Source organism: Ruegeria sp. D4 (genome assembly GCF_056534475.1).
Genome location: NZ_JBQFPJ010000002.1, coordinates 183,298 through 208,179 on the forward strand (window position 1 = coordinate 183,298; position 24,882 = coordinate 208,179).

Sequence of the window (24,882 nt, forward strand, 5' to 3'; positions counted from 1 at the left end):
GCATTTTGTGCATATCAATTAGGCACTTCGGGAAGCGGTTGCGCATAACATCAGCGCAGCCCATATATGAGCCCGGACAACAAACGGAGACTTTCATGGCGGACAGCGACTTTCCCGGATGGCACGGCACAACGATCATCGGCGTCAAAAAGGGCGGAAAGGTTGTCATTGCCGGTGACGGGCAGGTCAGCCTGGGGCAGACTGTGATCAAGGGAACGGCCCGCAAGGTGCGTCGTCTGTCGCCCGGCGGGTTCGAGATTGTTGCAGGCTTTGCCGGTTCCACCGCAGATGCCTTTACCCTGCTCGAGCGGCTGGAGACCAAGCTTGAGGCGACGCCGGGCCAGCTGGCGCGCGCCTCGGTCGAGCTTGCCAAGGACTGGCGGACAGACAAATATCTGCAAAAGCTCGAGGCGATGCTGATTGTCACCGACGGCAAGGATCTGTTCGTGATCACCGGGGCAGGGGATGTGCTTGAGCCTGAACACAACGTGGCAGCCATTGGATCAGGCGGAAATTTCGCTCTGGCCGCTGCGCGCGCGATGATGGACAGCGACAAGTCGGCGGAAGACATCGCCCGGCAATCCATGGCGATTGCGGCGGACATTTGTGTGTACACCAACGGCAAGCTGACTGTTGAAACGATCTCAGGCTAACAGGGCTGAGATCTCTTTCCCCTTCCAGCGGCGGTGCATTCCGATCAGGCCCAGTATCGCAGCAATGACCACGATGTAATAGGGCACGCGGATGTCGATGCTCATCAAGCCGCCGCCAACCAGGGACATGATCCCTCCGGCCAGGCAGAATACTGCGGTGGTCACGCCCATGACCCAGCCCTGATCCGTTTCGCTGACCGATGAAGAGAATAGGCCCAGCATGGTCGGATAGGCCACGCCGAACAGGAAGTAGAAGAAGAACACTGGCACATAGCTGAATACACCGCTTGGGCTGAACGCAAAGGCAATGCCGCAGATGATCATGACCACAAGCGATGTGTAGATAATGCTGTGTTTGCTGAATCTCTCCTGTGCTGGTTTCACAAGGAACGTGCTTGAGAACGCCAGCGCGAAGCCGATAACCACCATCGCCATACTGCCGCCAATCACGCCGTAGCCGAAAGCGCTGGTCAGGAAATTATCCACGAACACATAGAACGTGACGTTGGCAATCATGAAGAACGAATAGACCGGCAGGATCTTCAGCACCATGGGATGCCCGCGGACTGCAATCAGGCTGTCGGTGACGTCACGGGGACGGAAAACAAACGCCGTGCGTTCGGTTCTTGTGTCCTTGAAATAGAACAGCACCAGGAAAATCGCGATCAACACCAGAACGAAGGCTCCATAGAACGGCGTTTTGAGTGTGGCCGCACCACCCAACAGAGCAGCATCCGAAAGAACCGCACCAATAATCGGGCCGCCCACCAAACCAAAGCTGACTCCGGTCACGATATAGCCCATGTTGCGGTCCCGATCCGCCGCATCCGTACTGCCATCAATCATTGCCGCCTGTGCAATGGGCTGGTTTCCGGCAGTAAAGCCGGTGATCGACCGGCCGGCAATCAGAAGCAGCAAACTGTTGAGGTAAAGCGCTGCGATGGTGATGGCGTACCCCGCTAGCGCTCCGCTCAAACAAACCAGCAATGCGTTCTTGCGCCCGATCGAATCCGAGACTTTGGACACGTAGACAACGCCCAGAAACCAGGACAGGAAAAAGCAGCCAATCACCAGACCATAGTAGAAATGCCGCCGACCGACCGGCGTATTTTCCGGCAGAAACCCGGACTTCGTCTCCATGATCAGCGAGTTGATGATGGGAAAGACCAGTCCCTGTCCGATCAGATCTACAAATACAACAAACAACAAAGTGATTTTGGCAATCTTCGTCATGCAACCCGCCCCGTTTCTTCAAATGGGGTGAGTGTAGCAGACAGGTGTCCTGACACCTAACACCATGCAAAAGGCCGGATTTTACCCGGCCCCCGGCAGTCCTGATCGCGCGCGGATCAGTTCAGTGACGCCACGCCCAACGGCACGCCCGCGACCTCACACCAGATGTAAACTTCGTTGTAGCCGGAAACGTCCATGGTCGGCGGAACGGCATAGGATTGTTTGCCGGTCAGGTTCAGCAGCGCACCCAGCTTGCTGTCAGGATCATATGATCCGTCCTTGCCGAAAGCGACACGCGGGTCGGGCCCGCCATCCAGCGAGAAATCGTCGCCCAGTTCGACAATGTAGCGGTCTCCATTCTTGACCAGCTTCACCGAACCCGAGGTGATGTGCTTCGAACGGCCCTCGAACGTGCCTTTCTTTTTGGCACCGCCAGCCAAGGCGACATTGGCACTGGTCAATGTCAGTACCGCGCCGGCTGCAGCGGCTTTCACAAAGAGCGAGCGACGAGTCATCATGATGAGTTTTCTCCATTGGTAGACACGGACTGGTTTGCCCGATGTTGTCCGTTATGCCGCAGGCCTCGCCGCATACTCCAATCACTTCGGGACGAATTTCTGTGTGCGCGCCGTGTGTTGGCGTGATGTTTTCGTGATCGGCTTGTGTTTTCGCGCCTTATGATTAGGTTCCGCTTCGAAACAAACGGATTGAGTGCATATGACCGACCTGACCCCGCGCGAGATTGTCTCGGAACTGGACCGCTTCATCATTGGCCAGAAGGATGCCAAACGCGCGGTTGCCGTCGCGCTGCGAAACCGCTGGCGGCGCAAGCAGTTGCCTGACGACATCCGGGACGAGGTCTATCCGAAGAACATCCTGATGATCGGCCCCACCGGCGTCGGCAAGACCGAGATCAGCCGTCGTCTGGCCAAACTGGCCCGCGCGCCTTTCATCAAGGTCGAAGCCACCAAGTTCACCGAGGTTGGCTATGTCGGGCGCGACGTAGAACAGATCGTGCGGGATCTGGCGGACGCCGCCATCCTGCAAACCCGCGAATTCATGCGGGAGGACGTCAAGGCGCGCGCCCATCAGGCCGCCGAGGACCGGGTCATCGCCGCCATAGCCGGGGAAGACGCCCGCGAAGGCACGCGCGAGATGTTTCGCAAAAAACTAAAATCCGGTGAGCTGGACGATACGGTGATCGAGCTGGAACTCTCGGACACCTCGAGCCCGATGCCGATGTTCGACATTCCCGGCCAACCCGGCAGCCAGATGGGGATGATGAACCTGGGAGACATCTTCGGCAAGGCCTTTGGCGGGCGCACGGTCAAACGCAAGATGACTGTCGCAGAAAGCTATGACGCTCTGATCGGGGAAGAGGCCGACAAGCTGCTGGATGATGAAACCGTCAACCGCGTGGCGCTGGAATCCGTCGAACAGAACGGCATCGTATTTCTGGATGAGATCGACAAGGTTTGCGCCCGCTCTGACGCACGCGGCGCTGATGTCAGCCGGGAAGGGGTTCAGCGGGACCTCTTGCCTTTGATCGAAGGCACAACCGTATCCACCAAGCATGGCCCCGTCAAAACAGACCACATCCTGTTTATCGCCTCCGGGGCGTTCCACATCGCCAAGCCCTCGGACCTGTTGCCGGAACTTCAGGGGCGTCTGCCGATCAGGGTCGAACTGCGCGCCCTGACGGAAGAAGACTTTGTGCGCATCCTGACTGAAACCGACAACGCCCTGACCCTTCAGTATACCGCGCTGATGGGGACCGAGGATGTCACTGTCCGGTTCAGCGAAGATGGCATCGCGGCGCTTGCCCGCATTGCGGCGGATGTGAACCAGAGCGTCGAAAACATCGGTGCGCGGCGGCTGTACACCGTGATGGAACGCGTGTTCGAAGAATTGTCTTTCGCCGCCCCCGACAAGGCCGGAACGGAAATCACGGTCGACGCGGAATTTGTCAGCAGCAATCTGGGTGAACTGACCAAATCCACCGATCTCAGCCGTTACGTTTTGTAACACGCTCAGCCGGATTTTGCCTTTCTTCTACCCCGCGCCGCTGGACGTGGGGCGAGAATTCGATAGCTTGGCGCAAACCTGATCCGGGGATTGTCCGTGTTGCGCCATCTGATCCTGCTGCTTGCCTGTCTTTCACTCAGCGCCTGTGTCGACAGGACGGTGTCTGAAATCGTGCCTTCGGCTGCGGTTGTCGGCACGCCCAAAACGATTCTGGCAACCACGACCCGCGCCAAAGAGGCGAATGGATCATATGGGTTCCGTCGCGGCGAATCCTTGCGCTACCTGGAAACCACGGTGTCGATTCCGCCAAATCACACCCCGGGAACCCTGAAGTTCTCCTACGCCAACCCAAATCCGGAGAAAGAGTTCGTGTTGGCGAACGTCACCGAACTGGATGGGCCGCAGGACCTGAAAACCCATTTGCGCGGCAAAGAAGACGTCACAATTTTTGTGCACGGATACAACTCGACCCAGACCGAGACCTTGTTTCGGGCCGCACAACTGTCCCACGATATCGGCCTGCCCGGAAACACTCTGGTCTATTCATGGCCCAGCCGTGCGACAGGCATTGGCTATGCCTATGATCTGGACAGCATGCTGTTCGCCCGTGACGGGCTGGAACAGACCATTCGCTCTTTGAAATCAATGGGGGTCAAGCGGGTCATTCTGGTCGCGCATTCCATGGGAAGCGCCCTGACAATGGAGATGATGCGTCAGGCCGAGTTGCAGGAACCGGGCTGGGCCAAGAGGAACCTGGAAGGCGTGGTTCTGATTTCACCGGATCTGGACGTGGATCTGTTCCGCTCGCAGATGGAGCGGATCAAGTCCCCGCCGGATCCGTTTCTCGTCATGGTTTCGCAAAAGGACAGGATTCTGAACATCTCGGCCCGTTTGCGCGGAACGGATGAGGGTGAGCGGTTGGGCAACATCAGCTCGATCGACAGTCTTGAAGAATTTCCGATCAGCGTGATCGACACCACCGCATTCAACAGCGATGCGGAATCATCGCATTTCGTGGCCGCGACCTCTCCGGCGTTGCTGGCGATCCTCAGCTCGCTCAGACGTGTCAACAACACGTTCGGGCCGGAAGATAGGCCGGCTATCGACATCCTTGTCCCGCCAAGCCAGCGGAACCCGGACGGTGCAACCGAAATAGTCCTGACAGAAACAGGGCAGGCCGAGGTTACGACTCCGTGAACCCGGGCGGCCTGCGTCGGTATCTTGTCCAGAACGCAAGCTGGCTGAGCGCGGGGGCGCTGCTGACCTTTCTGTCGAGTTTCGGACAGACCTTCTTTATCTCGATCTTCTCGGGCCAGATCCGGTCCGAATTCGGCCTGAGTCACGGTGCATGGGGAAGCCTCTATTCGCTGGGTACCCTGATGTCTGCGGTGGTGATGGTCTGGGCCGGAGGGCTAACCGATATTTTTCGCGTGCGGGCGCTGGGCCCGGCGGTTCTGACGGGGCTGGCGGTTGCGACAGCGGCGATGGCGCTGAACGAGTTGGTTGTTCTGCTGCCATTGGTCGTTTTCCTTCTCCGCCTGTTTGGACAGGGGATGAGCACCCATCTGGCGCTGGTCGCCATGGCGCGATGGTTTACCGCAACGCGGGGCAGGGCGCTTGCCATCGCCTCGGTCGGGTTTTCCATCGGCGAAGCGCTTTTGCCCCTGATCTTTGTCGCCGCAATGGCCCATTTCGACTGGCGAACACTGTGGTTGGTTTGCGCTGCCGTCTCTGCGTTCGGAATACCGATCCTGATCCGACTGCTACGCCAGGAACGAACACCTCAAAGTCTGGCCAGTGAATATACCGCCACCGGCATGCAGGGCCGCCACTGGACCCGCCGGGACGCGCTTTTGCATCCGCTGTTCTGGTTCATGGCACCTGCATTGTTGGGTCCGTCCGCCTTCATCACGGCCTTCTTTTTTCATCAGGTTCATCTGGCCGAGGTCAAAGGCTGGCTTCATATCGAACTGGTGGCCCTGTTCCCGGTCTTCACCGCAGTCGGCGTGCTGTCTATGTTTGCGGCGGGCTGGGCGTTGGACAAATGGGGTACGACGCGCATAATGCCGTTTTACCAGTTGCCCATAGCGCTGGGGTTTCTTGTTCTGTCCTTCACCGGTTCGATTGGAGGCGCCCTGACCGGTCTGGTCCTTCTGGCGCTGACCGTCGGGGCCAACAGCACGCTGCCCAGCGCATTCTGGGCCGAGTTTTACGGAACGCGCCACATCGGTGCGATCAAGGCACTGGCAACAGCGATCATGGTGCTTGGGTCGGCCATCGGCCCCGGACTGACGGGCATTCTGATTGATACCGGCATTCCGCTTGCGACCCAGTTTCTCTGGATCGGAGGGTTTTTCATTCTGGTCTGCGGGGTAACTTGGATCGGTATCACACAAGCCGCACGCACACTTTAACGCGTTCGGCGCAGATACACGTAATAGGCTCCGTCGCCCCCGTGGCTGATATGGGCGGGTGTTATCTGAAGGACGGCCTGCGCCAGTGGCGGCAAAGACAGCCATTGCGGAACCTGATTGCGCAGGACACCCCGCGGCGTCGGGATCGGTCCGGGCTCATCCCTGTCTTTCCCTTTGCCGGTGACAACCAGAACTAGACGCTTGCCTGATGCCTGCGCGGTCAGAACAAACCGCACCAGAGCCGGATGTGCCGTGTCTACGCGCATTCCGTGCAGGTCCAGCTTGCCTTCCGGCTTCAGCTTGCCGCGCTTCATTCGCGCAAAGGCCTTGGTGTCCATCTGCACAGGACTTGCCCGCAGACTGTCTCCAATTGCGGGTTTCAGGGCATGTTGCGCCGGCTTTGTTGTTGCTTTCTGCCCCAGTTCAAACTCGTCAAATCGCGGTTTTGGCTGCCGGTTCGGCTTGGGTTTCGGCAAAACGGTCGGGTGGATCGTCTGCGGAATCTCGGGGTGCAAACGCTCGGCCCGTTTCGCGACCTTTCGCCACAATTCCACCTCTTCTGCAGTCAGCTTTCGGCGGGACATCAGAACTCATCCGGCGACATGGCATAAGCGCGCTGAATTGGCAGCAACACAACCATGCGGCCCGGATCCTTCAGCCTCCCTGCAGCCTGACCGGCGGTGTCGCCGGTTCCGAAAAAGATATCGGCGCGCTGCGCGCCCTTGATGGCCGCACCAGTGTCCTGCGCGATCATCAGGCGGCGCAGCGGATTTGCCCCATCCTTTTCCAACCAGACTGGTGCCCCCAACGGCGTATAGGCTGGGTCCGTCGCAATACTGCGCATGGTCGTGACCGATCGGTTCATGGCACCCAGCGGACCCCGGTCAGGAGCGACCCGTGTAACTTCGCGGAAGAACACATAGGACGGGTTGTGAAACAGCAGTTCCGCACCAGCCTCGGGGTTCTTGCGTACCCAGGCCCGGATCATCTGGGCGCTGACCTCGTGTGCGCCAAGAACACCGCGCCTGATTAGCTCGACCCCGATCGACCGATAGGGGTGGCCGTTCGCGCCGCCATATCCGACGCGCAAGGCGCTGCCATCGGGCAGACGAATTCGCCCCGAGCCCTGAATCTGAAGAAAGAACAGTTCAACCGGATCGTCGACCCACGCAATCTCAAGCCCGCGCCCCGCCATGGCCTCGCCCGTCAGGATTTCGCGGCGGCTCAGCCATTTGTCGGCAGCGCGTGCCTCGGGCGGAATTTTATATAGCGGATATCTGAACCGATCCGATCGGGTTCTGGACCCGTCCAGTTCCGGCTCGAAATACCCGGTGAACAAAGCCTCCTTGCCGTCTTCGACAAGGACAGGGCGAAAGAACAGTTCAAAGAAGGCCCGGGCTGCGTCAGGGGAATAAGTCTGGGCCACGCCGCACAAGGCCCGCCAGTCCGGGTCATTCAGATCGTTGCAGGTGTTCAGAAAAACCGAAAGGGCCGCCCCGTGATCGTCGGCGGCCCAGCCATCCAGATCGTCGAATGACAGTATAGATCGCGTCGCCTCGGCTCCGGCGGCGCTGGCGGCGGTCATCGCGCCCACCAGTAAGAGCGACCGGAGCGTGGCAATCATGCGTCCGTGGCGACAAGCAGCCAGTTCGGATCATCCGAGCCCATGACACGAGCAAAGGTCCAGCTGTCCTTCTGGCGTTTGACCGTGTTGGGGCTACCTTCGATGATGTCCCCGCCACGATCCCGCACCACCGAAGTCAGTTCACCCACAAACTTCATGGTGATCTCGGCCTGATTGGTGTCCTTGTCGAAATGGGCATCGGCCAGCGCGGTTTCACGCACACCGATGAATTCGGCTTCGATGGTCAAGCCCCGGTCTTCGCGGTCGGCCACAACGGAAACGAAAGTGTCAAAGACCTCTTCCGACAGGAAAGGCTGGATTTCGTCCAGGTTGCCCTTTTCGAACCCCATTACGATCATCTCGTAAGCGCCGCGTGCACCCTGCACGAATTCGGTGACGGAAAATCCGGGCTCGATCCGTTTCATCGCGGCCAGTGTCTGGGCCTGCTCGCTGTCTTCGGGAACGTGGTCGGTGATGTCATGATCCGGGCCGCCGTCGATCACTTCAAAATCGCGGCGTGCCTTGTTGGAACCGGGCTGCTGCAGAGGAGGTTTCTCGAAACCTTCACGCGTACCCAGAACGCTTTTCAGGCGCAGGATCAGGAAAACGGCAATTCCGGCCAGGACCAGCAGCTGGATCATGGGTTCGTTCATTTCATCCTCTTTTCAGAACCGCGACTTTGTATACGCGGCCTCATGTCACTATGTAGGTGACAGTTTAGGGCAAGTCCACTGCCCTGCGCACGCGAAAGGATGACGAAAATGTATCTGTTTCTGGCATTTCTGTTGGTGCCGATCATCGAGATTGCCCTGTTCATTCAGGTTGGCGGTCTGATCGGACTTTGGCCGACACTTGCAATCGTTGTCCTGACAGCCTTTCTGGGCACCGCTTTGGTGCGGACGCAAGGCCGCATGGCGCTGGGTGAATTACAGAGAACATTCAACAATCTCGACGACCCGACCGAACCCCTGGCCCATGGCGCCATGATCATTCTGTCAGGCGTATTGTTGCTGACGCCCGGCTTTTTTACCGATGCCGTGGGCTTTGCGCTGCTTATCCCCGGCGTAAGGGTTGCCGTGTTCCGGTATCTGAAATCCAAAGTAACGGTGACGCATTTTCAGATGGGCACCGGTGCACAATTTCACCAGCGCAATGATCCCTTTGGTCAGGATGACGTGATCGATGGCGAATTTACCGAGGTTCATCCCCGCAAAGAACCAACAAAACCGTCGAAATGGGTGGATGGTCCGCACGAGCATTGAGGTGCCGCGCCCAACTTGATAAGCAGTGGCGAAATTAAATTTTGGAGTAGATCCATGGCCGAAGAAAAAGCCGCAGACAACGCTGCGGCACAAACCGCCCCGCAGGTTCAGATGCGGGTTCTGGGGCAATTCATCCGCGATATGTCCTTTGAAAACGTGATGGCGCAAAAGGGTGTATCCGGCGATGTGCAGCCCGAGATTGCCGTACAGGTTAATCTGGACGCGAAAAAGCGCCCGGCAGACCACCAGTTCGAGGTTTCGATCAAGCTGAACCTGACCTCGAAAGCCAAGGGCATGGAAGACATCCTGTTCCTGTGCGAAATCGACTATTGCGGACTGTTCCACGTGGAAGGTGTGCCCGAGGATCAATTGCACCCGTTCCTGATGATCGAATGTCCGCGGATGCTGTTCCCGTTCCTGCGCCGCGTTGTCAGCGACATCACCCGCGACGGTGGTTTCCCGCCGGTCAACCTGGACACAATCGACTTTGTCGGCCTCTACCGTAACGAGTTGATGCGCCGCCAGGCCGAAGCCCAGAAGGCCGAAGCCTGATAAATCTGACCCGCGCCGGACATTGGTTCAGGCGCGGGTCCAAAGGGCATTTTCGCCCAGTTTTTCTAGAAATTCCTGATGTGCGGCGCGTTCATCTTCGGTGATCCGCGGCGCAAGCGGGGTTGCGCGCGGCGCCGGACGCCAATCCTCGCTGCCTCCGGAGGCATTTGCGGTAGACGCCGACAGGCCGAAATCGGGTTGCCGCCCGCCGATCAGTTCCAGATACACCTCCGCCAGAATCTCCGAGTCGAGCAGAGCGCCATGCAGAACACGGTTCGAGTTGTCGATGCCGAACCTGCGGCACAGCGCATCCAGCGAGGCGGGCGAGCCCGGAAACCGCTTTCGTGCAATGGCCAGCGTATCAAGCGCCTGATCCATCGGAATCGGGGCCAGGCCCATCCAGCCCAGTTCGGCGTTCAGGAATTTCATATCGAAGGATGCGTTGTGGATCACCAGTCGCGCATCGCCAACAAAATCGCGGAATCCCTGGCCAACCTTGGCGAATACAGGTTTGTCCTTAAGCGTCACCTGGCCTTTTTCTGGCGGGCGGGGCGGTTCCAGCAAATCTGGACCGATCCCGTGCACACCAAATGCCTCTTCCGGCATCGAGCGCTGGGGGTTGATGTAGACATGATAGGTTTCGCCCGTCGCGACGTGATTCCACAGCTCGACCGCGCCAATTTCCACGATCCGGTCGCCGCTTTCGGGATCAAAGCCCGTGGTTTCGGTATCGAGAACGATCTCACGCATTTGCCAGTCCTGCCCTGATCTGCCTGACCACATCCTGCACCTGCGCGCGGGCATGGTCCAGCGTATCGGTGACAATCACGAAATCCGACCGCGCACATTTTTCTTCATTCGGCATCTGCTTGGCGCGAATTTGCTCGAATTGCGCTTCGGAAATTGTTGCGCGGGCCATCACGCGGCGTTTTTGTTCCTCGGCCGGTATCGAGACACAGGCAACGGCATCCATCGCGACGTTTCCGCCCGTTTCGAACAGAAGCGGAATGTCGAACACCAGAATATCCTCGGTCGCGGTTTCCCGGAACCTGGCTCGATCCGCAGCAACCAGCGGGTGCACTATGCTCTCTATGGTTTTCAGAACGGAGGGATCAGAGGTGATGATCCGTTTCAACGCATCCCGGCTGACAGCGCCGTCAAGGACAGCCTCGGGAAACACAGCAGCCATCGGCGCAACTGCCGCCCCACCTGCGGAATAAAGCTGGTGGACTGCCGCGTCCGCGTCCCACAGCCCGCAGCCTTCGGCCACGAACATCTGCGCCGTCGTGCTTTTGCCCATGCCGATCGAGCCGGTCAGGCCAAGGGCAAAACTCATGCCAGGGCCGCCGCGCGGGTTTCTGCGGTGACCTCGGGGCGCACTCCGAACCAGCGCTCAAACCCCGGAACCGCCTGATGCAACAGCATGCCCAGACCGTCCACCGTTGTGCATCCGGCTTCTTCAGCCTGTTGCAGCAATCGGGTGCGCAGCGGGGCGTAGACCAGATCATTCACCACGGTGCCGGGCTGCAAGCCATCCAGCGGCACGCGCAATTCGGGCTGACCCTGCATTCCCAGCGAGGTTGTGTTCACCACTAGCTCGGCCTCTTCAATGACATTTCCAGCCTGCACCCAGTCAATCACGGTAATGCGCTGGCCGAACTCTTCTTTCAGATGATCGGCACGAGTGCGGGTTCGGTTGGTCAGCAGAATCTCGGGGACGCCAGCATCCGCCAGGGCGGACAGAATGGCGCGTGCTGCACCACCGGCACCAAAGACAACGGCCGGCCCGTCCTGCGGGTTCCAGTCGGACGCGCCTGCGCGCAGGTTCTCCATAAAGCCATACCCGTCTGTGTTATCGGCATGGATCGAGCCATCGTCGCGAAACACAAGCGTATTCGCTGCCCCGATGACCGAAGCCCGGTCAGACACATGATCGGCCAGACGCAGTGCGGCTTCTTTATGCGGAACCGTTACATTCGCACCCACAAACCCGGCTTTCGGCAAACTCCGCAAAACAGTTTCCAGATCCGCGGGCGCGACATCCATGGGAACATAATGCCCGGCCAGACCATAGGTCTGTAGCCAATGACCGTGCAGCTTGGGCGACCGGGAATGCGCCACCGGGTGCCCGATCACCCCGGCCAGAGGAATACGATGTTCCGTCATTGATCGATCACCCCTTTTACAGCCAGATAATTGAGCAACTCCAACAAGGGCATACCCAAGACGTTAAAATAGTCGCCGTCAATGGTGGCGAACAGCCGCGCGCCTTCTTCTTCCAGCTTATAGGCACCTACGGCGTATCGGATGCTGTCCCAATTGCGCGCCACATAATCCTTCAGATAGGCATCAGAACTGGCCCGCATCCGCAGACGGACCTGCCCCACATGTCGCCAGATCGGTTCCCCGTTTTGATAAATGACGGCAGCCGACAGCAACATGTGCCGTTTCCCCCGCATCGCCTTCAACTGGGCCAGTGCGTCTTCAGGCGTCTCCGGCTTGGACAACAAACGGCCTTCGAAGTCCAGAACCTGATCGCATCCCAGAACCATGGCCCCCGGATTCTTGTCGCTGATTTTTCGCGCCTTCATTTCGGCCAGCGCATCAGCAATATCGCGCGGTGATGCCTCTTCCGCCAGCAGCGCGCGTTTCATGCTGTCTTCATCTACACGCGCGACCTGAACGGAAAACGGGACACCTGCGTTCTCCAGAAGTTGTGCCCGGATGGCCGAGCCCGAAGCGAGTATGATGGGGACAGGCATGTGGAAAACCCCGTGGGCAAAGCGTTGAGTGATCTGGGACGTTTTGTATGGTTTTCAGGTTGACACGCAACCCTGCGATTTCGGCGCGGATCTTCCCCGAGTCGCCCGAAAACTGTCAAAGCAGGACAAGAATAACTTTGGAAATCGGGAAAACCACGATGTCCCCAGTTGGTCATCGAGTTATCCACAGTGAAGATCGCGGAATAGTATACTAACCATATGAATTTAATTGATAAATTATTACGCTAACAAGATCATCGGCATCGCGGTCAACTCTATCCACCTGGGGAAAAGTGAAGGGTAAAAAAGTAATCCACGGATTCTATTCGCCCTACAAAACCATCATCCTTTCTCTTTTCTTATTTTTTTATTAGGGAGAGTTCCGAGCAACGCCCGGAGCCAGAATGACCGATCTTCTTTTCACGATTTACCCGTGGGTGAAGTCTTTACATATCATGGCCGTGATTTCTTGGATGGCAGGTTTGTTCTATTTGCCCAGACTGTTCGTCTATCACGTGGAAAAGGCGCAATCCGTCGACGGGGCTGAACAGATTTTCTTTGAAATGGAAGAAAAGCTGTTACGGGTCATCATGCGCCCGGCAATGATCGTAGCCTGGGCCTGTGGCCTGATCATGGTGTTTACTCCGGGTATCGTCGGCTGGGATTGGTCCTGGCCCTGGGTCAAAGGCGCAGCGGTGATCGGTATGACCTGGTTCCATCACTGGCTGATGGCACGTCGAAAGGACTTTCTTGAAGGCCGAAACAAGCTCACAGGGCGCCAGTATCGCATGATGAACGAGGTACCGACCGTTTTGATGGTTGCCATCGTTCTGGCGGTCATTCTGAAGTTCTGAAGGCCTGTTTGACTCCGCCAGCCGTCGCGCTTATGTAGGGATCAACACGCCCGTCCGGGCGGCGTATCTTCCGTACTGAAATTCCACTTCGTGCCGCGATGCCAGCGGTGAAGGTATATATCATGACAACTGAAGCCCTGAATCTGGCTGACCTGAAAGCCAAAAGCCCCAAAGATCTTCTGGCGATGGCCGAAGAACTGGAGATTGAAAACGCCTCGACCATGCGGAAAGGCGAGATGATGTTCCAGATTCTGCGCGAACGCGCGGATGATGGCTGGACCGTTGGCGGTGATGGCGTGCTTGAAGTGCTGCAGGACGGATTCGGCTTCCTGCGCTCGCCCGAGGCAAACTATCTGCCGGGTCCGGACGATATCTATGTCTCGCCTGACATGATCCGCCTGCACTCACTGCGGACCGGGGACACGGTTGAAGGCGAGATCAAGGCACCAGATGAGAACGAACGTTATTTTGCGCTGACCAAGGTCACCAAGATCAACTTCGAAGATCCTGAGAAGGCCAAGCACAAAATCCTGTTCGACAACCTGACGCCGCTGTATCCGGATGAGCGTCTGAAGATGGAAATCGAAGATCCCACCATCAAGGACAAATCGGCGCGTGTCATCGACCTGGTTTCGCCAATTGGTAAAGGCCAGCGTTCGCTGATCGTCGCACCGCCGCGCACCGGTAAGACGGTGATCCTGCAGAACATTGCGCATTCGATCGAACAGAACCACCCGGAGTGCTACCTGATCGTCCTGCTGATCGATGAACGCCCGGAAGAAGTGACCGATATGCAGCGCTCGGTGAAGGGTGAGGTTGTGTCCTCGACCTTTGACGAACCGGCGACGCGCCACGTGGCTGTTTCGGAAATGGTGATCGAAAAAGCAAAGCGTCTGGTCGAACATAAACGAGATGTTGTTATTCTTCTCGACTCGATCACAAGACTTGGTAGGGCATTTAACACAGTAGTGCCATCCTCAGGTAAAGTTCTGACCGGTGGTGTGGATGCAAATGCTCTGCAACGTCCCAAGCGATTCTTTGGTGCGGCGCGGAACATTGAAGAGGGTGGTTCGCTGACCATCATCGCAACCGCCCTGATCGATACCGGCAGCCGGATGGACGAGGTTATCTTTGAAGAATTCAAAGGTACAGGCAACTCGGAGATCGTTCTGGATCGCAAGATCGCAGACAAGCGCGTGTTCCCGGCGATCGACATCCTCAAGTCGGGTACTCGGAAAGAGGACCTGCTGGTCGACAAGGGTGATCTGGCGAAGACCTTCGTTCTGCGCCGAATCCTCAACCCGATGGGCACCACCGACGCGATCGAATTCCTGTTGTCGAAGTTGAAGCAGACCAAGACAAATGGCGAGTTCTTCGACTCGATGAATACCTGACACAGGTCTAAACCGACGCGAGGCCTTCGAATGGATACGATATTCGCCTTGGCCAGCGCGCAAGGCAAAGCAGGGGTGGCGGTTATCCGCCTCTCTGGTCCACGGGCGCATAAGGCTGTGGCAGAACTGACCCGCGGTACATTGCCTTCCCGCGGCATGCACCTCCGATCCCTGTATGCGCAGGACGGTGGGCGGTTGGATGATGGCCTTGTCCTGACCTTCGAAGGACCGGCCAGCTTTACCGGCGAAGATGTGGCTGAGCTGCAGATCCATGGCAGTACGGCTTCAGTGAACGCCGTTTTGCGCTGTCTGTCTGACATGGAAGATCTGCGGCTGGCTGAACCCGGAGAGTTTACGCGCAGAGCGTTGGAAAACGGCAAGATGGATTTGACGCAAGTCGAAGGTCTGGCCGATCTGATTGACGCGGAGACCGAAGCTCAGCGTAAACAGGCGCAAACGATTTTGGCCGGTGAATTGGGTGTTCTGGCCGAGCGCTGGCGTCGTGACCTTATCCGCGCCGCGTCCTTGTTGGAGGCGGTTATCGATTTTGCCGATGAAGACGTGCCGACAGATGTTACGCCTGAGGTGCGGTCGCTTGTATCGGGTGTCATGGATGACCTGCGCCTAGAAGCGGAAGGCGTAAAAATAGCCGAACGAATCCGAACAGGATTTGAAGTGGCCATCGTCGGTTTGCCGAATGCAGGTAAATCCACTCTGCTAAATGCCTTGGCCGGGCGGGAAGCTGCAATAACCTCGGAATTTGCCGGAACAACCCGTGATGTGATTGAGGTTCGCATGGACCTTGCCGGGCTGCCTGTCACATTGTTGGACACAGCCGGGTTGCGCGAAACCGAGGATCACGTTGAAAGCCTAGGAATCGAACTGGCCCGAAAACGCGCCGAAGCTGCTGATTTGCGAGTATTTTTAGCTGATTCTCCGCAAGATCTGGGTGTTCCTATGAGCGAAGGAGATATCCAGGTCTTTCCTAAATCCGACCTGCGTTCACATTCTAAAGGTGGAATATCAGGGAGAACCGGGGAAGGGATAGATCAGCTAATCTCCCAGATATCGTGTGTCTTGGCGCATCGATCTACCAGCCATGGTATCGCCACGCGCGAACGGCACCGTGTATCGCTGAACAAAGCTCTGCAATCCTTGTCCGACGCAACAAGCGTTCTTGAATCAGGCCCGGATCTGTATGATATCGCAGCCGAGGAACTACGCTCAGCCATACGCGCCCTTGAATCACTGGTCGGCAGAATAGATGTAGAAAGCCTGTTGGATGAAATATTCTCCAGCTTCTGCCTTGGTAAGTAGGGAGTGTTTCACGTGAAACATTCAATGTTTGATGTCGTCGTAATTGGTGCCGGTCACGCCGGAACCGAAGCCGCACATGCCGCAGCCCGGTTGGGTGCCGCCACCGCATTGGTCACCTTGTCTGAAACGGATATCGGGGTAATGTCCTGCAATCCGGCAATCGGCGGGCTGGGCAAGGGGCATCTGGTTCGGGAAATTGATGCCCTGGGCGGCGTCATGGGTCAGGTCGCCGATCAGGCTGGTATTCAATTTCGCCTGCTTAATCGCCGCAAGGGTCCGGCCGTGCAGGGCCCCCGAACACAGGCTGACCGCGCGTTGTATCGGTCCGCCATGCAAGCGACGACGAAAAGACAGGAAAACCTGTCCGTGATTACCGGGGAAGTCGTCGACTTCCTGATGGATGGATCACGAGTTGCCGGAGTTCAACTGGCTGATTCATCAGAGATTCACGCGAAAACTGTTATTCTGACCTCAGGCACTTTCCTTCGGGGCGTGATACATATCGGAGATGTGTCAAAGCCCGGAGGTCGGATGGGGGACCGACCATCGGTGAAACTGGCGGAGCGCCTGGACGGATTTGATCTTCCGATGTCACGTCTCAAAACCGGGACACCACCGCGATTGGACGGCAGAACCATCGATTGGTCGGGACTGGATGAGCAAAAGGGCGATGAGGATCCAACATTCTTTTCGTTTCAGACAAAAAGGGCTGCTGCTCCACAGATTTCATGCGGGATCACCCATACCAACGAACGTACCCACGAGATAATTCAAAACAACCTGTCCCGATCGGCAATGTATGGCGGTCACATAGACGGTGTTGGGCCCAGATATTGCCCGTCGATCGAAGACAAAATCGTTAGGTTTGCGGACAAGGATTCCCATCAGGTTTTCCTTGAACCAGAAGGTGTGAACGACCACACAATCTACCCGAATGGAATTTCGACATCTCTGCCTCAGGATGTTCAACTGGCCTATGTGCGGTCCATAAAGGGACTTGAAGCCGCTGAAATACTGCAACCTGGATACGCGATCGAATATGACTACGTGGATCCACGTGTTCTGACGAGTTCACTGTCTTTGCCTGATGTACCGGGACTATATCTTGCCGGTCAGATCAACGGTACCACAGGATATGAGGAGGCGGCGGCACAAGGTATGGTCGCAGGTCTGAATGCGGCATTGGAAGCGCAAGGGCGGGATCCGGTTCACTTTACAAGGGCCGACAGCTATATCGGTGTCATGATCGACGATCTGACAACGCGTGGTGTGGCAGAACCCTATCGAATGTTTACATCCCGGGCAGAATTCAGACTGTCCCTTCGTGCTGACAATGCAGATCAACGGTTGACGCCAATCGGAATAAAACTGGGCTGTATTGATGAACATCGAAAAAACCAGTTTGAAGAAAAGGTTAAAAAGCTGGATCAGGCTAAATCTCGCCTGAAAGAACAAAGCTTCACGCCAAAGGAAGTGCGGGCAGCAGGAATCAATGTCAACCAGGACGGAAACCGCAGGGATGGAATGGCAATCCTTGCCTTCCCAGATGTCAGTTTTCAGGATTTGATCCCGCTACTTCCGGATCTTGAACAGGTCGAAGATGAAATTCGGTTGCAGGTCGAGCGAGACGCGCTTTATGCGAATTATATCGCGCGCCAGCAAAGGGATGTCGAAGCTATGAAGCGGGATGAATCCTATGAAATCCCACGAGATTTCGATTATTTCGGGATGGATGGGCTTTCTTCCGAGATGAAGCAAAAACTCTCGTCAGCAAGGCCCGAAAATATTGCACAGGCCAGCCGGGTCGAAGGCGTTACTCCTGCCGCTCTGGCACTGGTTCTTGCAAAACTAAGGCGCGGCCTGAAAGCCCGGAAAGCATGAACTCAGAGTTTGCCTTGTTTGACGGGCTGAATGTTTCACGTGAAACATTTGCTCGGTTTGAGACCTACGTAGATTTGGTGAATCGCTGGAACCCTAAGATCAACCTTGTTTCGAAAAACAGTCTTTCGGAGATCTGGACACGCCACATCCTGGATTCCGTGCAGGTATTCCGTTGTGTCGAGAGCTTTGGGCATTGGGTGGATCTGGGCAGCGGAGGGGGCTTCCCGGGCATGGTTTGCGCACTTATGGCCATTGATGAAGCACCTGATACCAGATTTACTTTCCTGGAAAGCGATCAGCGAAAATCGGCTTTCTTGCGAAATGTAGCCCGGGAGTGCGGGGCAAATTGCACTGTAGTTTCCAAGCGGATTGAGTTGGCGGAACCTGCCGGGGCAGATGTACTATCCGCCAGGGCATTGGCCGATCTGAGCAAACTATTGTCGTTCTGCGACAGGCATTTAGCGGATTCCGGCGTAGCGCTGTTCCCAAAAGGCGCCAACTGGAAAAAAGAACTGGAAGAAGCGCGTGAGGAATGGAATTTTGATGTTGAGCCAATTAGAAGTTTAACCGAACCCCAAGCCGTTATCCTTAAGGTCAAAGGAGTATCACGTGGTTGATCTGTCTCGCCCGGAAGGGCCTCGGATAATTGCGGTTGCCAATCAGAAGGGTGGGGTAGGGAAAACCACAACAGCGATCAACTTAGCGGCAGGCCTCGCCGAAGCGGGGTGCAAAGTTCTGGTTGTGGACCTTGATCCGCAGGGGAACGCGTCGACCGGTCTGGGCGTCGAGGACCGCGACTGGACGACCTATGACCTGATTCTTGACGATGCTCCGCTGGAGGCGGTGGTTCAGGAAACGGAAATCGACGGGCTTTTTGTTGTCCCAGCCACTGTCGATCTGAGTTCAGCCGACATTGAGCTTATTTCAAATGAAAAACGCAGCTATCTGCTTCACGATGCGCTACGTCAGACCGCAATTGACAAATTTGAGTTGGACTATGTGCTGATCGATTGCCCGCCGTCCCTGAATTTGCTGACGGTCAACGCCATGGTTGCGGCCCATTCGGTGCTGGTTCCGTTGCAAAGCGAGTTCTTCGCACTTGAGGGGCTGTCTCAGTTGATGCTGACTATTCGAGAGGTTCGCCAGACCGCAAATCCGGACCTGAGAATCGAAGGTGTTGTGTTGACCATGTATGACAACCGCAACAACTTGTCCCGCCAGGTTGAAAAAGACGCGCGTGACAATCTGGGTGAGATGGTATTTAAAACCAAGATACCCAGAAATGTTCGGGTCAGCGAAGCGCCGTCTTATGCGTTGCCGGTCTTGCAGTACGACTCGGGGTCTCTGGGGGCGATGGCCTACCGTCATCTGGCCCGGGAAGTCATGCAAAAAAATAACAGAGCCGCCGCCTAGGTAGCAGTGAGGAGGCCGACGTGAACGTCAAAAAAACAAAATCCCGGGGATTGGGGCGGGGATTGTCGGCCCTTATGGCTGATGTCGCAACTGAAACAGATGGGCGCGGCTTTTCTGAATCCCGCCGCCCTGATCTCAAGGTTCCGATCGAAAAACTGCGTGCGAACCCGAACCAGCCACGCCGGACTTTCTCAACCGATCAATTGGATGAACTTGCGGCGTCGGTAAAAGTAAAGGGCATCATCCAGCCGCTGATCGTGCGCCAGATCAATGGTAGCGAGTATGAGATCGTGGCGGGGGAGCGACGCTGGCGGGCCGCACAGATGGCGCAGCTGCACGACATCCCGGTCATTGTTCGGGACTTTGACGATACCGAGGTTCTGGAAGTTGCCATCATTGAAAACATCCAGCGCGCTGATCTGAACGCGGTGGAAGAGGCCGCTGGCTATAAACAGTTGATGGACCGCTTTGGTCACACGCAGGAAAAGCTTGCAGAAGCCCTGGGCAAAAGCCGCAGCCACATAGCCAACCTACTCCGCCTTCTGTCTCTGCCAATTGACGTTCAAACCCTTGTTATTGAAGGGAAATTATCCGCAGGACATGCGAGGGCGCTTATCACGGCCGAAAACCCGTCTGAATTGGCGAAGATTGTCGTCCGAGATGGGTTGTCTGTACGGGCAACCGAAGCTTTGGTCAAAAAGAAGCAGAACGGTCCGGCAACAACGACACCCAGAGCCAGAAATCTGGATGCGGGTAAGGATGCGGATACCAGAGCGCTGGAAAAGGATCTTTCGGCAATCCTTGCGATGAAGGTGTCCATCAGTCACAAGGCCGGAACAGAATCGGGCCAGGTTGTCTTAACCTATGAAAACCTGGATCAGTTGGACGATTTGTGCGCCAAGCTCAGCCGTTAGGTCGGGTCCAAATAAAACCCATTACGCCGCCCAGAACCAGGGCCTGAATGATCAGGACATGGGCTGGCAGGGAAAGCAGAACAGACAATCCAAACACGGCGGCAACTGACAAGGTTGCCGCCTTTTTTGCTGCCGGGCGGATCGCACCGGAACTTTGCCAATCAAGGATCATCGGGCCAAAGGTTCTGTGGGTGATCAGCCAATTGTGCAACCGGGATGAGGAGCGCGCGAAGAAAAACGCTGCAAGCAGCAAGAACGGCACCGTTGGAAGCAACGGCAGGACAATCCCTACAACCGCCAGTGCCACGCATAGCAACCCCAGTCCGGCCCAAAGAAACTGCATGCGCTACTCCAACAATTCGCGGATCACGGCGTTCAGCACCGCGCGACCGTCTTTGGTTGCAAAAAGTCGGTTTTGATCACGTCTGATCATCCCGTAGGACTCGAGCTCATCCAATTTGTCCGGATTCAACGGGGCTTTGGAAAGGATTGCGAACCGGTCCATGTCCAGCCCCTCGGCAATGCGCATCCCCATCAAAAGGTATTCATTTGCCTGATCTTTTGATGACAGGACGGTACGGGGCTTTTCGCCATTGCCGCTCAAAGCAGCCGTCAGCCACCTGGTCGGAGACAAATAGGTTTCTGTCGCCATCTTTTGCCCAGATAGCGTCAGGCGCCCATGTGCACCGGGGCCAATGCCGACGTAATCTCCGTACCGCCAGTATATAAGGTTGTGTCGGGATTCCGCGTCTGTGCGGGCATGATTTGAAATCTCGTATGCCGGCAGACCATGAGCTTCGCAAATCTCCTGCGTGGCCAGATACATGTCTGCCGCACTGTCATCTTCCGGAAGCCCGCGCAGTTTGCCGACTGCATAGCGGTCACCGAAAGCCGTGCCTTCTTCGATTGTCAGTTGATAAAGCGACAGGTGGTCCACCGCCATATTCAGTGCTTCGGTCAACTCCGATTTCCACGCCTCCAGCGTTTGGTGCTGGCGGGCATAGATCAGGTCGAAGCTGACGCGGTCAAAACAATGACGGGCAATGTCGAACGCCGCTTGCGCTTCGGCCACTGTGTGAATGCGTCCCAAACGGCGCAGATCATCATCGTTCAGGGCCTGAATGCCCATCGAAATGCGATTGACCCCGGCGTCACGATAGGCGGCAAAGCGTCCGGCCTCGACCGAACCGGGATTGGCTTCCAGTGTAATTTCAAGGCTGTTAGACGGGCGCCACAGGCTGCGCGCCTGCTCGATCACACCAGCAACGGTTTCCGGCGCCATCAAAGATGGTGTTCCGCCGCCAAAGAAGATCGTGTTCAGAACCCGGCCTGGCGTTTCGGCGGCCGAGCGGGCCAGCTCAGCAAGAAACGCTTCAAACCATTGTTTTTGATCGATATTTCTGGAAACATGGCTGTTGAAGTCACAATAGGGGCATTTGGCCTCGCAAAAAGGCCAATGCACATACAGGCCAAAGCCCCCGTTGCGCCAATCATCCGCCAAAGCAGCCTTTCACGAACATCTCCACCGCGCGCCCACGATGGCTGATCTTGTTCTTTTCCCAACGGTCCATTTCGGCAAAAGTAATGTCGTATCCGTCGGGGACAAACATCGGGTCATACCCAAATCCGCCTTCGCCACGGATGGGCCAGACCAGGTGGCCGGGTGCGATACCTTCGAACACTTCATCATGTCCGTCGGGCCAGGCCAGAACCAGCGTGCTGCGGAATTGCGCGGTCCTAGGGTAGGGCGCGTTTATTTCCTCCAGCTCGTTATGCGCGCGGGTCATCGCCATGACGAAGTCGCGTCCGTTGCCGGTTTCGGCCCAATCGGCGGTGTAGACGCCCGGCGCGCCGTCCAGCGCGTCGATAGTAATTCCGGAATCGTCCGACAGGGCAGGCAGGCCGGTGGCCTTGGCAGCGGCATGAGCCTTGATCCGGGCATTGCCGACGAACGTGTCCTCGGTTTCTTCCGGTTCGGGAAGATCCATTTCACCGGCGCCCACGACGGACACTCCAAAGGGTTCGAGAAGATGCGCCATCTCCTCGAGCTTGCCTTTGTTATGCGTGGCCACCAGCAGCCTGTCGCCGTCGAACTTGCGGGTCATGCGGCGGCGGCCTTTTGCGCTGCAGCCAATTCCGCCACGCCCTTTTCCGCCAAATCCATAAGCTGGTCCATCTGAGTGCGGCTAAAGACGGACCCTTCGGCACTCATCTGTACTTCAATCAGTTTGCCCGACCCGGTCATGATAAAGTTGCCATCGACGCCGGCTTCGCTGTCCTCGGGGTAGTCCAGATCCAGTACCGGCTGGCCTGCATAAATACCGCAAGAAACTGCTGCAACAGGGTCCACCAAGGGGTCCGAGATCACATCGCCAGTTTTCATCAGTTTGTTGACTGCCAAACGCAAGGCAACCCATCCACCGGTGATCGAAGCGCAGCGAGTGCCGCCATCGGCCTGGATCACATCGCAGTCCACGGTGATCTGACGTTCGCCCAGTGCAACCCGATCCACACCGGCGCGCAGGGCGCGGCCGATCAGGCGCTGGATTTCCACGGTGCGTCCGCCTTGCTTGCCCGATGCCGCCTCGCGCCGCATTCTTGTATTGGTCGCGCGGGGCAGCATGCCGTATTCGGCTGTGACCCAGCCAAGGCCCGAGCCTTTGATAAAGGGCGGCACACGATCCTCGATCGTGGCGGTACACAATACATGGGTATCGCCCATCTTGATCAGACAGGAACCTTCGGCATGTTTGGTAAAGCCCGTTTCAATTGAAACCGGGCGCATTTCGTTTAGATCACGTCCAGAGGGTCGCATTGAAAATCCTTTGTTTGCTGGCTTGGGGATAACGCCCCCTTGGCTTACGATGCAACCCCGATTGACCTTTCAATTGCCTGCGATTTAATGACGACCCAGCAGGGGACCGCCGATGAGCGAAGCAAGTAAAATTCTGAACGAGATGAATGACCGGTCGCGCGAGGTGTTCCGGCTGATCGTTGAGAGTTATCTGGACAGTGGTGAGCCCGTAGGCAGCCGGACCCTGACTCGCACCCTGTCGGAAAAAGTCAGCGCCGCGACCGTGCGCAACGTGATGCAGGATCTGGAGTTTTTGGGCTTGCTCGACAGCCCGCATATCAGTGCGGGTCGGGTGCCGACGCAAATGGGCCTGCGGATGTTTGTCGATGGTCTGCTTGAGGTTGGCGATCTGAGAGCGGATGACCGGCAAAAGCTGGATGAGACATTAGGCTCTAACGCGGGTGATGTGGGGGGAATGCTGGACCGGGTCGGTTCCGCCTTGTCACACGTGACACATGGCGCATCACTGGTTTTGACCCCAAAGCACGAATCCGAGATCAAGCATATCGAGTTTGTATCGCTGGCTCATGACCGGGCCCTGGTCGTTCTGGTTTTTGCGGACGGACATGTTGAGAACCGGCTATTCACACCACCACCCGGTCAGACACCCAGTTCGATGCGGGAGGCTGCAAATTTCCTGAATGCGCTGATTGAGGGCCGGACGCTGAGCGAAGTGCGGCGCCAGATGCAGACCCAGATCGATGCGCGGAAGCAAGAAATCGATGTGCTGGCGCGCGGGATGGTCGAAAGCGGCATGGCTGCTTGGGACGGCGATGCGGGCGACTCGGCCCGTTTGATCGTGCGGGGGCGGGCGAATCTGTTGGGGGAGACCGGCGCGACCGAGGAACTGGACCGCATTCGAACGCTGTTTGATGACCTGGAACGCAAGCGGGACATCGCGGAATTTCTGGAACTGACCGAAGAAGGCGAGGGTGTGCGCATTTTTATCGGCTCAGAGAACAAACTTTTCTCACTTTCGGGTTCCTCTTTGGTGGTGTCTCCATATATGAACGCTGATCGTAAGATAATTGGTGCGGTCGGGGTCATCGGGCCCACGCGTCTGAATTATGGACGGATCGTGCCGATCGTGGATTATACGGCGCAACTGGTCGGCAAGCTGATATCCGACCGGAGCTAGAGGGTAAGAGATGGCAGAGCCCAAGAACGAAGAATTTCTGGATGATATCGCAACCGCCGAGGCGGAAGAACTTGCTGAGGAGCTGATGGATATCAGCGAAGAGGCGCTGGAGATCGATGCACTGCGCGCTGAGCGGGACGATTTCAAGGACAAGTTCATGCGCGCCCTGGCGGATGCGGAAAACGCGCGCAAGCGGGGCGACAAGGCGCGCCGCGATGCGGAACAGTATGGCGGATCGAAACTGGCCCGTGACATGCTGCCGGTCTACGACAACATGAAGCGCGCGCTTGAGACTGTGACGGATGAACAGAAAGAGGTTGCCGCCGGTCTGATCGAAGGTGTCGAACTGACCATGCGGGCCTTGAAGGACGTGTTCCAGAAGCATGGAATCGAAGTGATCACACCCGAGGTTGGCGACCGGTTCGATCCGAATGTGCATGAAGCGATGTTCGAAGCCCCGGTGCCGGGGACTCGTGCGGGTGATATCATTCAGGTTTCGGCCGAGGGGTTCATGCTGCATGACCGCCTGCTGCGTCCGGCGCAGGTCGGGGTATCGTCGATGCCTGCGAACTGATTGGCTTCTTTGAAGCCA

28 protein-coding genes are annotated in these 24,882 nt (G+C 57.0%); 15 read left to right on the forward strand and 13 right to left on the reverse strand.

Features of this window, described 5'->3' with window-relative positions:
• Window positions 1-95: 95 nt before the first annotated feature.
• The gene (hslV, locus tag ACR0MI_RS04875) at window positions 96-653 is read left to right on the forward strand and encodes an ATP-dependent protease subunit HslV (protein WP_170612791.1); all 558 of its coding nucleotides are present in this window, start codon (window positions 96-98) and stop codon (window positions 651-653) included.
• Here the strand turns inward: hslV and ACR0MI_RS04880 are convergent.
• Window positions 645-1,886, reverse strand: coding sequence for an MFS transporter (locus ACR0MI_RS04880; RefSeq protein WP_170612789.1), 1,242 nt, complete (start codon window positions 1,884-1,886; stop codon window positions 645-647). The genes hslV and ACR0MI_RS04880 overlap by 9 nt on opposite strands.
• 116 nt (window positions 1,887-2,002) lie before the next feature.
• Window positions 2,003-2,404 (reverse strand): DM13 domain-containing protein, encoded by a 402-nt coding sequence (locus tag ACR0MI_RS04885; RefSeq protein ID WP_170612787.1) that lies wholly within the window; start codon window positions 2,402-2,404, stop codon window positions 2,003-2,005.
• Between the two features lie 199 nt (window positions 2,405-2,603).
• Here ACR0MI_RS04885 and hslU point away from each other — a divergent pair, with 199 nt between their 5' ends.
• From hslU to ACR0MI_RS04900, 3 genes are all read left to right on the forward strand, one after another.
• Window positions 2,604-3,911 (forward strand): ATP-dependent protease ATPase subunit HslU, encoded by a 1,308-nt coding sequence (hslU, locus tag ACR0MI_RS04890; RefSeq protein WP_170612785.1) that lies wholly within the window; start codon window positions 2,604-2,606, stop codon window positions 3,909-3,911.
• A 96-nt stretch (window positions 3,912-4,007) separates the two neighbouring features.
• Window positions 4,008-5,108, forward strand: a complete 1,101-nt coding sequence (locus ACR0MI_RS04895; RefSeq protein WP_480853788.1) for an alpha/beta hydrolase — start codon at window positions 4,008-4,010, stop codon at window positions 5,106-5,108.
• Window positions 5,105-6,325: an MFS transporter gene (locus ACR0MI_RS04900; RefSeq protein WP_480440962.1), complete on the forward strand. Its 1,221-nt coding sequence runs from the start codon at window positions 5,105-5,107 to the stop codon at window positions 6,323-6,325. The genes ACR0MI_RS04895 and ACR0MI_RS04900 overlap by 4 nt, the downstream gene beginning before the upstream one ends.
• On the opposite strand, the gene ACR0MI_RS04905 is transcribed toward ACR0MI_RS04900, so the two are convergent.
• From ACR0MI_RS04905 to ACR0MI_RS04915, 3 genes are read right to left on the reverse strand one after another with little or no spacing between them, the layout of a single operon-like run.
• Window positions 6,322-6,909: a Smr/MutS family protein gene (locus ACR0MI_RS04905; protein ID WP_170612781.1), complete on the reverse strand. Its 588-nt coding sequence runs from the start codon at window positions 6,907-6,909 to the stop codon at window positions 6,322-6,324. The two genes, ACR0MI_RS04900 and ACR0MI_RS04905, sit on opposite strands and share 4 nt — an antisense overlap.
• Entirely contained in the window at window positions 6,909-7,949 is a 1,041-nt protein-coding gene (gene mltA, locus ACR0MI_RS04910) for a murein transglycosylase A (protein ID WP_170612779.1), read from the reverse strand. Before mltA ends, ACR0MI_RS04905 begins: the two co-directional genes overlap by 1 nt.
• Complete coding sequence (locus ACR0MI_RS04915; RefSeq protein WP_170612777.1) at window positions 7,946-8,602, reverse strand: Tim44/TimA family putative adaptor protein; 657 nt, start codon at window positions 8,600-8,602, stop codon at window positions 7,946-7,948. Before ACR0MI_RS04915 ends, mltA begins: the two co-directional genes overlap by 4 nt.
• Before the next feature lie 108 nt (window positions 8,603-8,710).
• Between ACR0MI_RS04915 and ACR0MI_RS04920 the strand changes: the two genes are divergently transcribed.
• Window positions 8,711-9,211 carry an FxsA family protein gene (locus ACR0MI_RS04920; RefSeq protein ID WP_170816846.1) on the forward strand — a complete coding sequence of 167 codons (501 nt, stop codon included), beginning with the start codon at window positions 8,711-8,713 and terminating at the stop codon, window positions 9,209-9,211.
• 54 nt (window positions 9,212-9,265) lie between these two features.
• Window positions 9,266-9,763: a protein-export chaperone SecB gene (gene secB, locus ACR0MI_RS04925; RefSeq protein ID WP_170680123.1), complete on the forward strand. Its 498-nt coding sequence runs from the start codon at window positions 9,266-9,268 to the stop codon at window positions 9,761-9,763.
• A gap of 27 nt (window positions 9,764-9,790) precedes the next feature.
• Here the strand turns inward: secB and dnaQ are convergent, their stop codons facing one another.
• The 4 genes from dnaQ to ACR0MI_RS04945 are packed head-to-tail and all read right to left on the reverse strand — an operon-like array spanning window position 9,791 to window position 12,525.
• Window positions 9,791-10,513, reverse strand: a complete 723-nt coding sequence (dnaQ, locus tag ACR0MI_RS04930) for a DNA polymerase III subunit epsilon (protein WP_170816847.1) — start codon at window positions 10,511-10,513, stop codon at window positions 9,791-9,793.
• Entirely contained in the window at window positions 10,506-11,099 is a 594-nt protein-coding gene (gene coaE / locus ACR0MI_RS04935) for a dephospho-CoA kinase (protein ID WP_170816848.1), read from the reverse strand. The genes dnaQ and coaE overlap by 8 nt, the downstream gene beginning before the upstream one ends.
• Entirely contained in the window at window positions 11,096-11,929 is an 834-nt protein-coding gene (locus ACR0MI_RS04940; protein WP_170816849.1) for a shikimate dehydrogenase, read from the reverse strand. Before ACR0MI_RS04940 ends, coaE begins: the two co-directional genes overlap by 4 nt.
• On the reverse strand, window positions 11,926-12,525 hold the full coding sequence (locus ACR0MI_RS04945) for a nucleoside triphosphate pyrophosphatase (RefSeq protein ID WP_170612765.1): 600 nt from the start codon (window positions 12,523-12,525) through the stop codon (window positions 11,926-11,928). Before ACR0MI_RS04945 ends, ACR0MI_RS04940 begins: the two co-directional genes overlap by 4 nt.
• 404 nt (window positions 12,526-12,929) lie before the next feature.
• On the opposite strand from ACR0MI_RS04945, the gene ACR0MI_RS04950 reads away from it, so the two are divergent.
• From ACR0MI_RS04950 to ACR0MI_RS04980, 7 genes are all read left to right on the forward strand, one after another.
• On the forward strand, window positions 12,930-13,379 hold the full coding sequence (locus tag ACR0MI_RS04950; protein WP_170612763.1) for a CopD family protein: 450 nt from the start codon (window positions 12,930-12,932) through the stop codon (window positions 13,377-13,379).
• 122 nt (window positions 13,380-13,501) lie between these two features.
• Window positions 13,502-14,773 carry a transcription termination factor Rho gene (gene rho, locus ACR0MI_RS04955; protein ID WP_170619061.1) on the forward strand — a complete coding sequence of 424 codons (1,272 nt, stop codon included), beginning with the start codon at window positions 13,502-13,504 and terminating at the stop codon, window positions 14,771-14,773.
• 30 nt (window positions 14,774-14,803) lie between these two features.
• Window positions 14,804-16,090, forward strand: a complete 1,287-nt coding sequence (gene mnmE / locus ACR0MI_RS04960; RefSeq protein WP_170816850.1) for a tRNA uridine-5-carboxymethylaminomethyl(34) synthesis GTPase MnmE — start codon at window positions 14,804-14,806, stop codon at window positions 16,088-16,090.
• A 12-nt stretch (window positions 16,091-16,102) separates the two neighbouring features.
• Window positions 16,103-17,971 carry a tRNA uridine-5-carboxymethylaminomethyl(34) synthesis enzyme MnmG gene (mnmG, locus tag ACR0MI_RS04965; protein ID WP_170619059.1) on the forward strand — a complete coding sequence of 623 codons (1,869 nt, stop codon included), beginning with the start codon at window positions 16,103-16,105 and terminating at the stop codon, window positions 17,969-17,971.
• A complete protein-coding gene (rsmG, locus tag ACR0MI_RS04970) occupies window positions 17,968-18,588 on the forward strand; it encodes a 16S rRNA (guanine(527)-N(7))-methyltransferase RsmG (RefSeq protein ID WP_170612755.1) in 621 nt (206 codons plus the stop codon). The genes mnmG and rsmG overlap by 4 nt, the downstream gene beginning before the upstream one ends.
• A complete protein-coding gene (locus ACR0MI_RS04975; RefSeq protein WP_170612753.1) occupies window positions 18,581-19,384 on the forward strand; it encodes an AAA family ATPase in 804 nt (267 codons plus the stop codon). Before rsmG ends, ACR0MI_RS04975 begins: the two co-directional genes overlap by 8 nt.
• A gap of 20 nt (window positions 19,385-19,404) precedes the next feature.
• Window positions 19,405-20,298, forward strand: coding sequence for a ParB/RepB/Spo0J family partition protein (locus ACR0MI_RS04980; RefSeq protein WP_480853799.1), 894 nt, complete (start codon window positions 19,405-19,407; stop codon window positions 20,296-20,298).
• Here ACR0MI_RS04980 and ACR0MI_RS04985 read toward each other — a convergent pair.
• The 4 genes from ACR0MI_RS04985 to rph are packed head-to-tail and all read right to left on the reverse strand — an operon-like array spanning window position 20,288 to window position 23,113.
• Entirely contained in the window at window positions 20,288-20,641 is a 354-nt protein-coding gene (locus ACR0MI_RS04985; protein WP_170612749.1) for a YbaN family protein, read from the reverse strand. The two genes, ACR0MI_RS04980 and ACR0MI_RS04985, sit on opposite strands and share 11 nt — an antisense overlap.
• A 3-nt stretch (window positions 20,642-20,644) precedes the next feature.
• On the reverse strand, window positions 20,645-21,799 hold the full coding sequence (hemW, locus tag ACR0MI_RS04990) for a radical SAM family heme chaperone HemW (protein ID WP_170816851.1): 1,155 nt from the start codon (window positions 21,797-21,799) through the stop codon (window positions 20,645-20,647).
• Window positions 21,789-22,403, reverse strand: a complete 615-nt coding sequence (gene rdgB, locus ACR0MI_RS04995) for an RdgB/HAM1 family non-canonical purine NTP pyrophosphatase (RefSeq protein WP_170612745.1) — start codon at window positions 22,401-22,403, stop codon at window positions 21,789-21,791. The genes hemW and rdgB overlap by 11 nt, the downstream gene beginning before the upstream one ends.
• The gene (gene rph / locus ACR0MI_RS05000) at window positions 22,400-23,113 is read right to left on the reverse strand and encodes a ribonuclease PH (RefSeq protein ID WP_170612743.1); all 714 of its coding nucleotides are present in this window, start codon (window positions 23,111-23,113) and stop codon (window positions 22,400-22,402) included. Before rph ends, rdgB begins: the two co-directional genes overlap by 4 nt.
• A gap of 112 nt (window positions 23,114-23,225) precedes the next feature.
• Here rph and hrcA point away from each other — a divergent pair, with 112 nt between their 5' ends.
• Window positions 23,226-24,290, forward strand: coding sequence for a heat-inducible transcriptional repressor HrcA (gene hrcA / locus ACR0MI_RS05005; protein WP_170612741.1), 1,065 nt, complete (start codon window positions 23,226-23,228; stop codon window positions 24,288-24,290).
• A 10-nt stretch (window positions 24,291-24,300) separates the two neighbouring features.
• Entirely contained in the window at window positions 24,301-24,864 is a 564-nt protein-coding gene (locus ACR0MI_RS05010) for a nucleotide exchange factor GrpE (protein WP_170612739.1), read from the forward strand.
• Window positions 24,865-24,882 lie beyond the last annotated feature (18 nt).

What these genes read in the sequence shown, in the direction of transcription:
- dnaQ (WP_170816847.1), bottom strand. Translation starts at nt 10,513, where the DNA reads ATGCGTGAGATCGTTCTCGATACCGAAACCACGGGCTTTGATCCCGAA.
- ACR0MI_RS04940 (WP_170816849.1), bottom strand. Translation starts at nt 11,929, where the DNA reads ATGACGGAACATCGTATTCCTCTGGCCGGGGTGATCGGGCACCCGGTG.
- hslU (WP_170612785.1), top strand. Translation starts at nt 2,604, where the DNA reads ATGACCGACCTGACCCCGCGCGAGATTGTCTCGGAACTGGACCGCTTC.
- ACR0MI_RS04915 (WP_170612777.1), bottom strand. Translation starts at nt 8,602, where the DNA reads ATGAACGAACCCATGATCCAGCTGCTGGTCCTGGCCGGAATTGCCGTT.
- ACR0MI_RS04945 (WP_170612765.1), bottom strand. Translation starts at nt 12,525, where the DNA reads ATGCCTGTCCCCATCATACTCGCTTCGGGCTCGGCCATCCGGGCACAA.
- ACR0MI_RS05010 (WP_170612739.1), top strand. Translation starts at nt 24,301, where the DNA reads ATGGCAGAGCCCAAGAACGAAGAATTTCTGGATGATATCGCAACCGCC.
- rsmG (WP_170612755.1), top strand. Translation starts at nt 17,968, where the DNA reads ATGAACTCAGAGTTTGCCTTGTTTGACGGGCTGAATGTTTCACGTGAA.
- hslV (WP_170612791.1), top strand. Translation starts at nt 96, where the DNA reads ATGGCGGACAGCGACTTTCCCGGATGGCACGGCACAACGATCATCGGC.
- hrcA (WP_170612741.1), top strand. Translation starts at nt 23,226, where the DNA reads ATGAGCGAAGCAAGTAAAATTCTGAACGAGATGAATGACCGGTCGCGC.
- mltA (WP_170612779.1), bottom strand. Translation starts at nt 7,949, where the DNA reads ATGATTGCCACGCTCCGGTCGCTCTTACTGGTGGGCGCGATGACCGCC.
- ACR0MI_RS04880 (WP_170612789.1), bottom strand. Translation starts at nt 1,886, where the DNA reads ATGACGAAGATTGCCAAAATCACTTTGTTGTTTGTTGTATTTGTAGAT.
- ACR0MI_RS04950 (WP_170612763.1), top strand. Translation starts at nt 12,930, where the DNA reads ATGACCGATCTTCTTTTCACGATTTACCCGTGGGTGAAGTCTTTACAT.
- ACR0MI_RS04905 (WP_170612781.1), bottom strand. Translation starts at nt 6,909, where the DNA reads ATGTCCCGCCGAAAGCTGACTGCAGAAGAGGTGGAATTGTGGCGAAAG.
- ACR0MI_RS04920 (WP_170816846.1), top strand. Translation starts at nt 8,711, where the DNA reads ATGTATCTGTTTCTGGCATTTCTGTTGGTGCCGATCATCGAGATTGCC.
- secB (WP_170680123.1), top strand. Translation starts at nt 9,266, where the DNA reads ATGGCCGAAGAAAAAGCCGCAGACAACGCTGCGGCACAAACCGCCCCG.
- mnmE (WP_170816850.1), top strand. Translation starts at nt 14,804, where the DNA reads ATGGATACGATATTCGCCTTGGCCAGCGCGCAAGGCAAAGCAGGGGTG.
- rho (WP_170619061.1), top strand. Translation starts at nt 13,502, where the DNA reads ATGACAACTGAAGCCCTGAATCTGGCTGACCTGAAAGCCAAAAGCCCC.
- coaE (WP_170816848.1), bottom strand. Translation starts at nt 11,099, where the DNA reads ATGAGTTTTGCCCTTGGCCTGACCGGCTCGATCGGCATGGGCAAAAGC.
- ACR0MI_RS04885 (WP_170612787.1), bottom strand. Translation starts at nt 2,404, where the DNA reads ATGATGACTCGTCGCTCGCTCTTTGTGAAAGCCGCTGCAGCCGGCGCG.
- ACR0MI_RS04985 (WP_170612749.1), bottom strand. Translation starts at nt 20,641, where the DNA reads ATGCAGTTTCTTTGGGCCGGACTGGGGTTGCTATGCGTGGCACTGGCG.
- rdgB (WP_170612745.1), bottom strand. Translation starts at nt 22,403, where the DNA reads ATGACCCGCAAGTTCGACGGCGACAGGCTGCTGGTGGCCACGCATAAC.
- rph (WP_170612743.1), bottom strand. Translation starts at nt 23,113, where the DNA reads ATGCGACCCTCTGGACGTGATCTAAACGAAATGCGCCCGGTTTCAATT.